The sequence below is a fragment of the Corynebacterium anserum genome (assembly GCF_014262665.1).
GTDB lineage: Bacteria > Actinomycetota > Actinomycetes > Mycobacteriales > Mycobacteriaceae > Corynebacterium > Corynebacterium anserum.
This window is the reverse complement of sequence record NZ_CP046883.1, coordinates 760,077-774,837: the sequence shown is the minus strand read 5'-3', so window position 1 is coordinate 774,837 and position 14,761 is coordinate 760,077. Positions and strand designations below refer to the sequence as shown.

Below are 14,761 nucleotides of genomic sequence, written 5' to 3'. Positions count from 1 at the left end.
CGGGTGATGTGCTCCTGCTCATCGTCGGCGCTATGACGGGTCGTAGGTTCCGGGGGATGGTTCGTTGTCTCGTAGATGGTGAAGCCCGTGCTCACCTTCTTACTTTTTCGCCATGCTAGCCAAGTCATCTTTGCTTCAAAACTGGAGCTCACCCAACTCATTACCGCCACATCGCGTCCGGGTGGTAAGCACAATGACGAGTATCACTATCAGCACAACGAGCCTCATTGACCGTCGTCGTATTCTATTCCTTCCGTCACACCACCTTCTATTCCCTCTGTCACACCACCGCCCGGTAAGCTCCTGACCATGCACACCACCATCAGCGAATTTCTCGGACTCATGGTGTCCCTTGCTATTGGTGGTTTCGATCCAGCTCCCGCACTCATTGGCGGAGTGTTCCTCGCGGCCGGATCCGGCGGAGCCGTGTCTTTTTCTACCCGACGCCACCAGATCCTCATCTTTGCTTTCACCCTCATCGGCGGAACAGCTCTCTGGGGTGTCGTTCTGGCCACGACGGTAGGCGCACGACTCGCAGCAGTGGATATCGGCGCAATTCTCCACATCGCCCTCAACGCTGGATGGTGGACGATCGTAGGCAAGGCAGTCATTGCAACGGCCGTGGCCTGCGTGGGGTGGTACTACTGGCGTCGGAACGCACAATTTTACAGAACCGCTGGACACGGTGATGTACACACGGATCCGCACACCGAGTCGGCACAGAAAACCAAGGGACTGCGTGGGTTAATACTCACGGCACTATTTTTCATTGCCATAGTCACCACAGACGTCCCCTTCCTCGCCGGGGCAATAGCCGCAGGTACACAACCACTATGGATCAACGCATTGGGCAACCTCGTGTGGGCAGTAATATCTCAACTGCCCCTGGTAGTACTGTGCATCACACTAATGTTCGGCAAGGCACAGGTCTTTAGCGAGTGGCTCCAGCACTGGTGGGACAAGGTAAAAGACTGGTTCCGTGGCATCATGCCAACGGCATGTGCGGTGGTCTGTACGACCATCATCATCGACATAATTCTCCACGTAACGTGCCTTGGGCTCAGCGGCTGGTGAGCCCCTCTCCTTGAGGAAACAAACGCACGCGGAACCCGTAACGAGAGCGCGAGCTAGTCGTGCCACGTCCGCGCGGTAGCAAGCACGCGTGAACCGTGGCAAACACATACGCGCTACTAGCTATTCCGGGCAGCTAAGTTTCCTTCGATAGCCCCGTACACTAGATCGTGCAACGGGGTGGGCACACCCGCACGTTCTCCCATGTGGCGAATAGCCCCCACCTGGGCATCCAACTCGTTAGGCAGCCCAGCGAGGATATCGCGCTGCATCGAACTGGTCGCTGAAGGGATCTGAGCATCCGCAAAAGCCAACGTTTTGTCCACGATGTCCTCCGGCAAGTTCACGCCATGAGCACGCCCAACGGTCTCTACTTCCTCCATCAGCGCCCGCAGGCTCGAGCGCATCTGTCCGCGCACATAGCCCAACGGCTGGTTAGCTAATGCACCGAGCTCGCCAGTTGTGGTGACAAACATGGCTTTAGACCACACATCTCTAAAAATATCCTCATAGTATTCGCCACCGATGCCCGCTGCATGAAGATGATCAACCAGCTCACGGCCAATAGCTGCAGCATGGGAATCCTCACTCCCTTCCATCGGAAAAGCACCGACATTGAGGCTCAAGGGACCGGGATAAAGCTTCACCGCTGCGGGTCCCGTGTGAGTGAGATATCCCCTAATCACACCGGGAATAACAGATTCCCTACCAAAACGCTCCGCAGCGAGGTAAGGGATTTCCACCGAATTGTGCGTGGTGACTACTGGCACTCCTTGGACGTCGGGAAAAGTCTCATTATCGGGCAAGGCCTTAGTTGCTACGACGACAACATCTAAGCCACCTAGTTTGTCCTTCAGTTCTGCAAAGTCTGCTGCAGCCGTTACCGGAATGCGATGTACCGTGTCTTCCGGGTCCGTCAGAGTTAGACCCTCATCCTGCAACTTCTGCAAGGTTTCACCACGAGCGACGAAACCTACATCCTGCCCTGCCTTCGCCATGAGCCCACCGAAGTAGCCACCCACTGCCCCTGCACCCAAGAATCCAATCTTCATGGTCTTCTAGTTTAAACATGCGCAGAACGCACACAATCCACATCATCTGATGAACGGTGCGTCATTCAAATCTGCGTACGTGAGGTTTCTCGGCTAGTCGTTGGCAATCTCAGGCGTCTCGGCGATGGAGTCCAGGATAAACTGCTTGACTTTCTCAGCATCGTTGGGCAGATCGGTGACATGGCGGTCTGCTTTCATGATGTTCTTAAAACGCTCCGGAACCTCCGGTTCCTTTCCCGTAGCCTCCACAATTGTGTCCGCGAACTTCACGGGAAGAGCTGTTTCTAGACAAACGATCGGAGTACTAATCTGGTCTGCCCAATCACGGGCGGCTTTCACACCATCGGCGGTGTGGGGATCCATCACAACGTTCAGTCTCGACGCTGCGTCTGCAATCGTTTTCACCCGATCAGCGTGAGTACTAGAGGAGGAAAGGAAACCGAATCGTTCAGCAGCATCCACAAAAGCTGGATCATCCGCGAGAGAAAAGCCTCCTTGTTTTACCTTGACACCAAAGAGATCGGCAGTTCGCTCGGCATCACAGCCAAGCAAGTCAAAAACGAAGCGCTCAAAGTTAGAGGCACGAGAAATGTCCATTGAGGGGCTGGAGGTTTCAAAAGTTTCAGCAGAACTCCGTACGCGGTAATCACCGGTGCGGAAGAATTCGTCCAACACGTCGTTTTCGTTGGTAGCAACAATCAATCGGTCTATCGGCAGCCCCATTTGTCGGGCTATATGACCGGCGCAAATGTCGCCAAAATTACCGGTAGGAACGGAAAAGCTCACCTTCTGATCATTGGTCTCAGTGACACGTATCCAACACGCAATGTAGTAAACAATCTGAGCCATGAGACGTGCCCAGTTAATGGAATTCACGGCACCGATGCGGTTATCGCGTTTGAAACGCGCGTCGGCACTGGTGGCTTTTACAACATCCTGACAATCATCGAAAACACCATCGAGTGCGATATTGAAGATGTTCGGGTCGTCGAGGCCAAACATCTGGGCTTGCTGAAAAGGCGTCATACGCCCAGCGGGGGTGAGCATGAATACCCGAATGCCATCGCGACCACGCATCGCATATTCGGCAGACGATCCCGTGTCCCCGGATGTAGCGCCCAGGATATTGAGCGTCTCGCCACGGCGTGCGAGCTCATATTCGAAGAGTTCACCAAGGAGCTGCATGGCCATATCTTTAAACGCCGCGGTAGGCCCCTCAGACAAGTGTCCTATGTATAAGCCATCCTCCAGTATGGTCACGGGAACGATGTCCTCATGCGCAAATTTAGCGGTAGTGTATGCGCGGGCAGCGATACCATCGATGTCCTTGGCAGGAATGTCATCGATGTAGAGCTTGAGCACTTCCGCAGCTAGCTTGGAGTAGCCCTCGGGTTGGACAAGCAGCTCGCGCCAGGAGGTCAAAGTGGCGTCGTCAAGTTGCGGGTACGTCGCCGGGAGGTACAGGCCACCATCTGGAGCGAGTCCACCGAGCAAAATGTCGGTAAACGTCGCTGGCTTACGGGTGGTATCGCGCGTTGAAATGTAGTCCACGTCTGTCATCGTAGACTGTCACGCAATTTTTTGGGATGAGCGGTACACCCGACACCAGTGTCATCTCAAACAGTGGGATGACCACGGCGCCTCACTAGGGCGTTGTCTTCTACATGAGTCCTCTCCATTCCGCCCCAGAGTCCTCAATGTTTGCTAAGTCCCGCCCTCATTCCTACCCTGAGCGCTCAAATCGATTCTGCGACCTCATGCCTACCGTGAACTCCCACAACAGGCTAAAACATCACGGCTTGCCAACCCGTCACAGTCCGCTAGAGCCGAAGGCTTGCCCGCACAGCATCCATGGCTTGGATCCGGTAGCTTCCCCCAAATAGTGCCACATGCAAAAACAACAGATGAAGCTGATGAAGCGGGGTTCGCTGAACGAAACCGTGGTCTAAACCGGCTTCTTCCACATAGGCACCGATAATGCTGCCTATATGCGGAGCCCCAAACAATTGCAACGCCCCCAGATCCGTCTCAGGATGCCCCACATGAGCCATGGGATCAATAAGTACTGCACCATGCCTGCTCCACAGCACATTTCCCGCCCACATGTCTCCGTGGAGTGCCGATGGTCGTGCCTGAGCATCAAAATCACCGCCGCGCAGACGAGCTAGTAACTCGTCCACATCACGTCGATCCTCTTGCCCGAATTGTCCCGCAGCTAGACCTTCAAGAACCTCTGCGTAGAAGCATCCCCAGGAGTCAGTGGGGTGCAATGGTAGCACCAGTAGCTGGTCAGTAGGCCCCTGATAGCCATCGCCTTGCCACCCGCGGGGTCCTTGTCCAAATTTCCCGACGTCGACCCGATGAAACCTCGCCAAACTACGGCCAAATTCCTCAGCATCTTTCGCACTCGGCTGCACCACCTCAATGCGTTCCAAGTGAATAGCTCCCTGTGTAGCCGCAAGAACCTTTGCTACGTGCAAACCGGTGCCGTCGGCCACACTGCGCAACCACCGAAGGCCAGCGACTTCCCATTCTCCCGTTCGGCCGGGGTTATTTTTGACATACGAAGAGACCATAACCCCAGTGTGCCTGAGTTGGAGAAACAAAACACGTCTCTGCTCGCCAACCATCAGCCGCCCGGCACCATTGGCGTGTGTACTCCACAGTTTGCCCAGTCGCCCGTGCGCTAGGGTGAAAAGCATGTCTGAACGCCGTCTCCCTCATTCGCCCTTGTTTTCTCCAGCTCGGCGCGTAGCCGGTACGGATGAGACCATCTTCTCCACCATCACCGCATTGTCTGTTCAACACGACGCAGCCAACCTAGGGCAAGGTTTCCCTGATGAAGACGGGCCGGAAGAAATGCTACGGCTGGCGGCAGAGCACATCACCGGGAGCCCAACCGTCGTACCCAACAACCAATACGCACCCGGACGGGGTCAAATGGATCTACGGAAGGCTATTGCTGCAGATCGCGCGTCACGCTACAACCAACACATCGACCCCGATAGTGAAATTCTTGTTACCGTTGGAGCAACAGAAGCGCTCGCGGCAAGTGTTTTGGGTTTAGTTGAACGGGGTAGCGAGGTTGTCACCCTCGAACCCACCTATGACGCGTACCCGGCTATCGTCAAATTGGCGGAAGCTCAGTTGCGACCAGTCCGGCTGCTTCGCAATGAAGAACTCGGATGGGCGCTCGACCGCGCAGCCTTTGCCGAGGCAGTCACGAACGACACGTCGGCGATTATTCTCAATAGTCCCCACAACCCCACTGGCATCGTTTTGGGACGCGATGATCTCGAATTCATTGCATCGGTTGTCCGTGGCTCTCGTGCCATCGTCATAACCGACGAGGTCTATGAACGGCTCATCTTCAACGGCGAACATATTCCTTTCGGAACACTCGATGGCATGGCCGAACGCACGGTGACAATTTCTTCGGCAGCAAAGACTTTCAACGTCACTGGTTGGAAGACGGGCTGGGTCTGCGCACAACCAGATCTTCTTCATCCAATCATCGCGGCTAAGCAGTTTTTAAGCTACGTGGGGGCCACACCGTTCCAATCACCGGTTGCTTGGGCGTTAACCAATGCTGACGACTGGTCGCACAGTTGGCGCGCCACATTGGCCCAAAGAAAGAAGGACCTCTCCACAGCCTTAGAGGAACTAGGCTTTCGCGTTATCCCTTCCCAAGGAACGTACTTCCTAATCACTGACATCGCCCCATTAAACACCGGAGAAAGTGCTGACGAATTCTGCATGAGGCTTCCGGAAACAGTGGGAGTATCCGCGATACCAGTGACCGCGTTTGTGACGAGTCCTCACAGCCCCGAGGTGAGAACTCTCGTCCGCTGGGCTTTCTGTAAGAACCCAGAGACGATGGCGCGAGCCATCGAACGCCTGCGGTCCCACTTCGGCTAGGATCATCGTCGTGCTAAAAAACGTGAAGGCCCTGTGGGCAAGCTGGGCCGTGGTCCACGTGATATTGGTGACCCTTGTTCTCACCACGGGCACTACCAACGGAGATGTCCGTTATTACTTCCGTGGCATGAATCCGGATCTCAGCTCTGCGGACATCGACGCAGCCACACAGATGGCAACGAATTCCGGCGCAACTCCACTGGCTGAATATCCGCACGCAGGCGTATGGCCACTGCACATAGTCAACTTCATCAGTGCTGATAGACAGCCAATGTTCATTGCCGTGTTCAGCGCAATGTGCGTTGCTCTCTCCGGAATTTTCCTATGGTTCCTGCTTGCGTGGGGTAACGATCATAAGGCGGTAGGCCGGTCTCCTCTACGAGCTGGTTGGTTTTGGGTCATCTTCTGCGCGGCCACAGGACCAATCCTGCTGACCCGCCTCGATATCATTTCCGGCATGCTTGTGGCAATGGCCATAGCGTGGATGTTGACGCGCCCAAGAGTTGCCGGGTTTCTACTTGCCTTCGCTACCTTATCCAAGCTGTGGCCGGGTGTAATAGCTGCCGCGTTTGTGGACCGTTGGTCTCTTCGCAGCACATGGGTACGCCTCTTATCCTTCGGTTCTTCTCTCGTCGCTTTGGCAGTGGTGACTCTTACAACCGTCGGTCTCGATCGTTTGCTCTCCCCCATCACCTATCAGGACACTCGCGGGTTGCAGGTAGAGTCCGTCATGGCCACCCCGTTTATGGCGGCCCGAATTTTCGACGACGACAAGTGGGTGACTGGCTACGCTGCGTCGAAATCCTATGAAATTGCAGGTCCCGGGGTCTCTTTCGCTATTGATGCAGCGGATATCCTGCTTTTGGTCACGGTCGTATTCGCTGTTTTATTCGCTCTTTGGCGTTTCCTCTACGGTGGGTGGACCCATGAGAATGCGGCGCTCTTTGCTTTACTACTGATTCTCATGCTCATCGTGACCAATAAAGTATTCAGCCCGCAATACGTGGTCTGGATGGGACCCGCAGTTGCGGTTGTCTCACTACTGAGCTCCCACCCTCTACACAAACTCCGTCTGGTAATGATCATTACCGCAGTATTCACTACCTTGATTTACCCAGCTACATACGAAGCACTGCTTCGTAGCAGCAGCGTGTGGCCGCTGCTCTACTTGGTCATCCGCAACCTTTTAGTGGTAGCCATGACCGTCTACGTCGGCTACCGGCTCTACATCACCTCGGCTATCCATACCGCGGAATCCACGTACGGTTTCCGGCGTTCCAAAGCGTCGCGTCCATCTGTGCGGGTGTCCAGTTAAGCTCCTGCGCCGCGACCAGAACGATTGCTTTGGACATCTGATAATCGGAGGGATCAATACCTGCGTCGGAAAGAACTCGGCGTACCCTCCCGTCCACAACGACCCCACTATTCGCACCGACCAGCACAGACAACATGTCAACGGTCTTTGTATCCACCCGGGCGATAAGCATCAAAGCGCTGCGCAGTTGTTCGTCATCATTGTCGAACACTCGGCGCACGTCTGCCACCGTCTCACACCCTTGCTCCCGCATCACCGCCGCCATGGCCATCACCGACTCGAAGCGGGCACGCGATCCCAAGGGCAGCGAATGTTGAAATTGTGGGTCGTTAACCACGTCCATCACGCCGAGGAAATCGCCGGCCGCAGGGTTCTGAGCAACGGCTTTCTCAGCCTTTGGCCGCAGTAAGGGATCGAATGTACTGCGCTCCTGCATAACGGCATCAACAAGCACCGTGCCCGCATGAGTCCATCCACGTCGGGGCTGGCTCGGCTTAATGATGTTAAGCCCCGTGAGATGGTTCAACAGTGCATCCACTTCACGGGCATAGTTCTCATGAGAAAGCCCCGAGGGTGTAGCCAGAGACGTCATAGTTTCCTCCTAGAAATCACTTCCCATTCTCCCAGAGCATCCCTCCCATAGGAAGTACTTCGTTCAACAAACGTCAATGTTTCTTCGGGAGAATCCACCCCCAGGACTCCCCAACTCTCTCCCATACCCCAACCTCACATCCACACCCCAAAATCAAGCCCTCATCACGCCCAAAACCAAACTCTCTCCCACCCCGGCGATCCACGGAGAATCCCTTAACTAGCTGGCAAAATCGCGACCGTTGTCGATTCCTCGCGAGGCAACCTCCGTGGACGCGTAAGAACTACTCCTACCACCCCAAACATCCAGCACAGGACCACAACCATCCACGCTAAGCGGAAATCAGACCATGCATAATCACCATGCGGAGCAGAAACGCTGAGAATCACGCCGACCACTTGCGCTGTAATCATCCCGCACGTCCACCCACCCATATTGGCCAACCCTGTCCCGGTAGCCACCATGCTGCGATCAACCTGTTCACGCACTGAATCAAACCCCAAATTGGATACTGGGGCAAACACCCCCATGGCTAGACACACCACGACCGCTGCCACTGAGCCGCGAGGATCAGGAGAAATAAACAGCCATATCCACAACATCATCGCAATTGTTGATCCCGTGAGAGTCACGACCCAACGTTTCTTGCCTACCCTCGCGGAAAGATATCCCACGACCGGCCCAGCCAGGACAGTCGCAATAGTTGCGACGGTCAGCATGTAACCTGCAAACTCATTGCTCAACCCCATGCCCAGCGTCATGATGGGAAGCCCCCAAAGCATAGTGAACAACACAAGTGTCCCCAAACCCACCCAGTGAATGAAAAATCCATGCCAGCACACGCTTGAGCGCAACACCGTTACCAGAATTCCACGTATAGGCAGAGTTGACTGCCGATCGCCTGGCTTTTGATCCGTCCCCTTAGTCGATGCCTTACCTGCCACCTTATCCAGTGCCTCATCCGGCGCCTGGTCCGCCCCTTTATCCGACGCCAGTTTCTGAGCCTGACGGAGCTGTTTCCTCTCTACGCGGTTGGGCGAATCCGGGGTGTCTTGCACGGCTACCATCGCCACGATGGCAAATAGTGCGCCCACCGCCCCAAGTGAGAGAAACGCTACAGTCCATCCCTCAGCATGCAGGATCATCATGAACGGCACTGCCGAAAGGAACTGACCAAATTGTCCAATAGCACCTGTGAGCTGGGACAATAGCGGTGTCCATTTCAGCGGGATCCACGCCGGTATGATCCGCATCACGGAGGAGAAAGCAGTGGCGTCGCCTGCTCCGACAAGGATCCGAGCGCATAACGCCACGTAATAGTTGGCACTGAAAGCCAAGACGATCTGACCAAGAGCCATCACCAGAGCACCAGCAGCCAGCAATTTTCGGGGGCCGAAGCGATCAACCATCAACCCAACCGGAATCTGGGCTAATGAATACGTACCTAGCTGAAGGGTGGCAAAGACAGCAAGTCTGGCGGCGTCAATATGAAACTGATCCATCGCCTCCACGGAAGCCACGCCGAAAGAAGTACGTCCGGTCACAGCCATGGTGTACAAAAGCACGCCAACGAGCCACACCATCAATGCTTGTGGGCCGATATTCTGGGAGCTGCGTTCAACATGCGAGACTCGGGGTGGATGAGCTTGAGTTGGTGACACGTTGTGTCACCTTACGCCTCGGGGAGCAGCAAGTCGCCGACCGGGGCGGGCGGAGCTGACTAGAACGCACATTGGCTCACATCAGTTCTGCACAGACCAATGGACACCACTATTTACTACCTGCCCCACCCCGCGCACTGCCACCGTGCGACGTCTTACCCACCCCTTGAACCTATCGCCGGCCGTGACACTAGCTACTTCACCATCATCCAATCACGGCAAGAACGCCGCGGAACATGACGGAGCTCGCACCCGCTAAAGCCACTGCAATGGCGATTCGTCGAGCAATAGCGCGATCCACCATGCGCGCAAGCTTAATTCCTAGGAAAACACCCAGGGCTACAGCGCCAAATCCTGCCGCCCAGTCCCCGGGAGGCGTACCCTCAAGCGTCACATGTGACCCTACCGTTTTAACAATGACTGCCAGTGCGCCAGATATGGCAAACAAGGGCTGGAGAGCAGCGACATACTCTGCATGCTTCCAACGCGAGCCCAATGCGTAGATAGTTAACGCAGGGCCAGCTACCCCGGCCACAGTATTCATAAAACCGGCCAAAATTCCGGCTGTGATCGCTGGAATCCTCCCCTGAAAGGGCGGGATCCATGTTCGACCTGCAGTCACTATAAATAGCGCGATGAGCAGTAGAATCCCCACGACAATGTTGAGCACCGCAGTAGAAATATTAAGGATCACCCACGCGGCGGGCGCCGCTCCTAAGATCATTACCGATCCGAGGAGAGCTACCGTTCGCCAAGGAACACTCCGGCGAACAGTCCACGTTCCAAGCAGCGCATTGACCGTAGCAAGAACGTTGAGAAAAAGTATGCCCTCTACCGGACCTAGCACTAGGCTCATCACTGGGCCAGCGACCAAACCCAACCCCATCCCGCTCACGCGCTGTAAAACAGAGCCAGCGAGAAAAGCGGCAAAAATCAATAGGGCATCATTCACGGTGATTAGATTACTACTACAACCAGCTTCGTGAGTTTCTACTCACCTTCATCGCACCGGATGACGGTCATCTGCTCGGCATCTTTTTTATCGACGCGCCGGGGTCATAGCCCTCCCCTGTTGTTGCCTTATTGTCGTTCGGGGGTCGTCCCTCAACGCAGTGCATTACGGATCATCGCAGCAGTTACTGCACAGCTGCTTGCGCGTTTTTGTCCCTGATAAGCCCGCACCACATCACTGCCGTGAGCCATCATCAGCACCAGCGCCGCGGATAGTTCCTCCGCAAAGTGTTCCTCTTGCTCTTCATCACGGACAATAGTGACGGCTGGAATGGACATCTCCCCTGCTTTAGAGGGAACAGGGCATGCCCCCACCGCAGCTAGGCGCACTACGCTATGTGCAACGAGAGCCACGAGATCTCCACGCTCGTCCATGTCAGCTACCTGACGCCGGAATTGCAGCATCGACGGCATAGTGACGTGATGGTCCCGCCAGCGAGCCGTGGAATGGGAACGATCCAGCGCGTCACCCATTTTTTCAACCGTTCGACGCAGTTGTTCCCGCAACTCCACAACATCCGCCACCCCATCGAACTTATCCAAAGCTGCGAGGAGCACACGAAGCCCCTCCCAGTGTTGTTCCAGGTAAGAAGCACGCCCAGCAAAGGGCAAGGTGCCGTCGTTCATGCGTCCCCATACCGAGGATCGTTGTAGCATTTCACGCACGTTGTGAGCAGTGGCGATCACCATTGAGGCAACGTCAATGTGGTCCACAGTGTTTTCTGCTGCACTCATGTTTTGGCACCTCCTTGGCTTACGGTCTGGGAGTGGAATTAGGGTGAGGTTATGAGAATAAGCAGCTCAGCGCTGGCAAAGTACGATGCCAGAACCCCTCGTCAACAACCCATGTACAGCAAAGGTTAGCATACCCTTTGCTGATAACTTGAGGGGACTACCACTCATTTTCTACGGATGGAAATCCACACCGCCGAAATCGTGCAGGACGTCCTCGCCCCAGAACACGCGGTCCACCACCCGGCGAGCACGGCGGGTCCGCTTCAAATAATCATCGAGGAATCCCTGAGAATCTGTAGCGTCCCAGTCAGCAGCAGCGGCAACCTGTGCCAAAGGTTTACCGAAGGTGGGCAGCTGATCCTTGCGCTTTCCGTTGACCAAAACAATCGCATTGCGGGCATTCGTGGCGGTGATCCAGGCCTCCCGCAGAATCTCTGCATCGGCCTGGCTGATGAGCTCGGCATTGGCCAGTTCTTGCAACGCCTCCAGCGTCGACGTGTTGCGCAGGTTCTCTGCCATGGTGACGTTCTGCATCATGAGCAATTGGACGGTCCATTCCACATCTGCAAGAGCGCCATGCCCCAGTTTCGTGTGCGTTTTCCTGTCCGCTCCCGCGGGCAAGCGCTCCGCATCCACACGAGCTTTCATGCGCCGTACTTCTTGCACAGTCTTGTCGCTCACTCCACCCTCTGGGTAGCGGAACTGGTCGATCATGCGTAAGAACCGAATGCCTAGATCCTTATCACCGGCAATCCACGTGGCACGGAGCAGCGCCTGTTTTTCCCACGTCTCGCCCCACTCGCGGTAATAGCGCTCATAGGATTCCATGGTGCGCACTACAGCACCGTTACGCCCTTCCGGTCGTAGATCCATATCCACATCAAGCGGTGGGTCTTGCGAAGGCCTACCTAAACGCATACGCACGGAATCGCACATGCTCGCTGCCCATTTCACCGCGCGGTTTTCCGTTTTCTCGCGCTCATCGTCATCATCTGGAATATCAACCGGCTCGGTGACGAACATGACGTCTGCATCGGACCCATACCCCAGCTCGGCGCCACCCAGGCGCCCCATCCCAATTACAGAGATCTTTGCGGGAGCGTTCTGCCCATTTTGATCTTCCCACGCACGGATTTCCGCTTGCAAGGCAGCCTCCAACACGGCATCCCACACCAGTGAGAGAGACTGACAGACTTCCTCTACATCCATAAACCCCAGCAAATCCGCCGCGGCGACACGAGCCAGTTCAGCCCGGCGCAGCGATCGCGCGATCGCAATGGCCTTGTCCGGGTCACGGTGACGCGCCACGGCGGAAACTAAGGAATGAGTGACTACCGCCGGATCACGTTCCGTAAGCTTCGGCCCCTTTGCACCGTCGGAAAGTAGCTTGACCGTGTCCACACTGTTTAGTAGCAATTCAGCCAGATAGGGCGACGTTCCCAGTAGGAACATGAGACGCTGTCCCACCACATTTTCATCTCGCAGCAACCGCAAGAACCATTGCTTATCCTTCGCAGCCTCGGAAAGCTTGCGATAAGCCAAAAGCCCAGCATCCGGATCCACAGTGGGTGCCAGCCACTCCAATAGAGTGGGCAAGATGATCGCCTGAAGCTTGTTCTTACGCGCTCCACCAGAGGCCAACGCAGTGAGGTGATCGTAAGCGCGGTCAGGATTTTCATAACCCAAGGCCGCTAATTGTCGCTTCGCAGCATCCGGAGTCAAACGGATGGTGTCCTCATCCAAGGTCACCACCGAAGTCAACAATGGTCGGTAGAAGAGTTTGGAATGTAGCTGGTGTATCTGCACACTCACGCGCTTGACATTTTTCTCCAGCTGTTCGGCATAACTGTTCATGCCTTCAGGCTTGGTTCCAGCGGTTCGCGACAACCACGTCAGCGTCACTAGATCACTCTGCGGTGGCAACGTGTGAGTACGTTTAAGCCTAAAGAGCTGCAGGCGATGTTCCAGCAAGCGCATGTACTCATAAGAGCGCACAAGAACCTTGCAGTCTTCACGCCCAATGTAACCACCATCGACCAGTGCGTTGAGCGCTTGCACTGTTGAGCGCACGCGTAGGGACTCATCTACTCGACCGTGCACCATCTGCAGCAGTTGAACGGCAAATTCTACATCTCGCAAACCTCCCGGCCCAAGCTTGAGTTCGCGAGAACGGATATCCTCTGGCACATTGTCGATCACGCGCTTGCGCATCTTCTGCACATCAGGGACAAAGTCGTCGCGTTGAGAGGCCGTCCATACCTTCGGCGCCAGCGCATCCACGTACTGTTGGCCCAACTCGAGGTCACCGCTCATAGGCCGCGCTTTGAGCAATGCTTGGAACTCCCAAGTTGCCGCCCAACGGTCGTAGTAGGTTTTATGCGACGCCAGGGTTCTCACCAACGCGCCCTGTTTTCCCTCGGGGCGAAGTGCCGCATCCACTTCGAAAAACACGCGGGAACCAATATTGATAAATTCACCGGCCCAGCGCATAGCGCGGGAATCCGCAGGCTCCGCCACAAAAATGACATCCACGTCAGAGATGTAATTTAACTCGCGGGCGCCGCACTTACCCATGGCCAGCACCGCCAGCCGAGCTGGGGGTTTGGCATTGTCGTCATCGGGGCCGCCGTAGACCGTCGAACAGGCCACCGCTAATGCCGCAGTCAACGCCGCATCCGCGGAATCTGCCAGACGTTCGGACAAAGTGACGAATGGCAGCGGCGTAGGATCTTCCTCTCCGCGCACCACGTACGTTCCTTCTACATCTATAGATGCCACGCGAGCCAACAACGTACGATATGCAACACGCATCGCGTTATCTGCCTCGGGGCCAGTTAGCCGGGCGCGATACAACCGATTGCCTTCGTGTGGAATCTCGACTGCTTTTTCTTCCGAGTCATCTTTGAATTCGGCAAACTCATCGAATGCAAGAACCTTCTCCACCGGAACGGCGCCCACGCTGTCGAGCATGACTTTCATCATGTCCTCAGTATCTGGGAGCGGTAACGCCAGCTGCACCCAATGCTCAGGGTGCGCCACTATGTGATCACCCAGCATCCCGGACGCACCGAACAAGGCAAATAGTCGGCGGCGAAGAGCCGTGTTACTAACAAGGGCTTCTAGCAGGGTGTCCGCCGTGGCGTCGGAAAAGGAACCCACCTCTCCTTCGACAGAGACGGATTCCAATTCCCCATCGGCCTCCTTCGCACGCAGCGCCTCTACCAGACGCACCACGTTATTCAACGCCAAATCCGGATCACCAGTGGAGCCGAGGGCAACAAGCACCTCCACGTGCTCCTCCCCCACCCAACCAAGCATCTCGAGATCCTCTTGGGCACGAGGTCGAGTCAAACCCAATGTGCGAGCAGACGGAATGCGAGAGCGGGAAGAGCGAGGCCGAGTCATC

At 55.7% G+C, this 14,761-nt stretch carries 11 protein-coding genes; 3 read left to right on the top strand and 8 right to left on the bottom strand.

Features of this window, described 5'->3' with window-relative positions:
• Positions 1–309: 309 nt before the first annotated feature.
• On the top strand, positions 310–1,074 hold the full coding sequence (locus tag GP473_RS03195; RefSeq protein WP_186277132.1) for a hypothetical protein: 765 nt from the start codon (positions 310–312) through the stop codon (positions 1,072–1,074).
• 116 nt (positions 1,075–1,190) lie between these two features.
• Here GP473_RS03195 and GP473_RS03190 read toward each other — a convergent pair whose 3' ends face one another.
• From GP473_RS03190 to GP473_RS03180, 3 genes are all read right to left on the bottom strand, one after another.
• Positions 1,191–2,123: a 2-dehydropantoate 2-reductase gene (locus GP473_RS03190; RefSeq protein WP_185769357.1), complete on the bottom strand. Its 933-nt coding sequence runs from the start codon at positions 2,121–2,123 to the stop codon at positions 1,191–1,193.
• A gap of 93 nt (positions 2,124–2,216) precedes the next feature.
• Positions 2,217–3,674, bottom strand: a complete 1,458-nt coding sequence (gene thrC, locus GP473_RS03185; protein WP_185769356.1) for a threonine synthase — start codon at positions 3,672–3,674, stop codon at positions 2,217–2,219.
• 269 nt (positions 3,675–3,943) lie between these two features.
• Positions 3,944–4,825 (bottom strand): fructosamine kinase family protein, encoded by an 882-nt coding sequence (locus tag GP473_RS03180; protein ID WP_246394889.1) that lies wholly within the window; start codon positions 4,823–4,825, stop codon positions 3,944–3,946.
• On the opposite strand from GP473_RS03180, the gene GP473_RS03175 reads away from it, so the two are divergent.
• The gene (locus tag GP473_RS03175; protein ID WP_185769354.1) at positions 4,824–6,041 is read left to right on the top strand and encodes an aminotransferase class I/II-fold pyridoxal phosphate-dependent enzyme; all 1,218 of its coding nucleotides are present in this window, start codon (positions 4,824–4,826) and stop codon (positions 6,039–6,041) included. The two genes, GP473_RS03180 and GP473_RS03175, sit on opposite strands and share 2 nt — an antisense overlap.
• A gap of 10 nt (positions 6,042–6,051) precedes the next feature.
• Entirely contained in the window at positions 6,052–7,356 is a 1,305-nt protein-coding gene (locus tag GP473_RS03170) for a hypothetical protein (protein WP_185769353.1), read from the top strand.
• Here the strand turns inward: GP473_RS03170 and GP473_RS03165 are convergent.
• The 5 genes from GP473_RS03165 to GP473_RS03145 form a co-directional block, all read right to left on the bottom strand.
• Positions 7,280–7,948 (bottom strand): hypothetical protein, encoded by a 669-nt coding sequence (locus GP473_RS03165; RefSeq protein ID WP_185769352.1) that lies wholly within the window; start codon positions 7,946–7,948, stop codon positions 7,280–7,282. The genes GP473_RS03170 and GP473_RS03165 overlap by 77 nt on opposite strands.
• Before the next feature lie 215 nt (positions 7,949–8,163).
• Positions 8,164–9,609 carry an MFS transporter gene (locus GP473_RS03160; protein WP_246394887.1) on the bottom strand — a complete coding sequence of 482 codons (1,446 nt, stop codon included), beginning with the start codon at positions 9,607–9,609 and terminating at the stop codon, positions 8,164–8,166.
• A gap of 205 nt (positions 9,610–9,814) precedes the next feature.
• Positions 9,815–10,561, bottom strand: coding sequence for a sulfite exporter TauE/SafE family protein (locus GP473_RS03155; RefSeq protein ID WP_185769351.1), 747 nt, complete (start codon positions 10,559–10,561; stop codon positions 9,815–9,817).
• Between the two features lie 152 nt (positions 10,562–10,713).
• On the bottom strand, positions 10,714–11,355 hold the full coding sequence (locus GP473_RS03150) for a hypothetical protein (RefSeq protein ID WP_185769350.1): 642 nt from the start codon (positions 11,353–11,355) through the stop codon (positions 10,714–10,716).
• 171 nt (positions 11,356–11,526) lie between these two features.
• Positions 11,527–14,760: a bifunctional [glutamine synthetase] adenylyltransferase/[glutamine synthetase]-adenylyl-L-tyrosine phosphorylase gene (locus GP473_RS03145; RefSeq protein ID WP_185769349.1), complete on the bottom strand. Its 3,234-nt coding sequence runs from the start codon at positions 14,758–14,760 to the stop codon at positions 11,527–11,529.
• Between the last annotated feature and the right edge of the window lies 1 nt (position 14,761).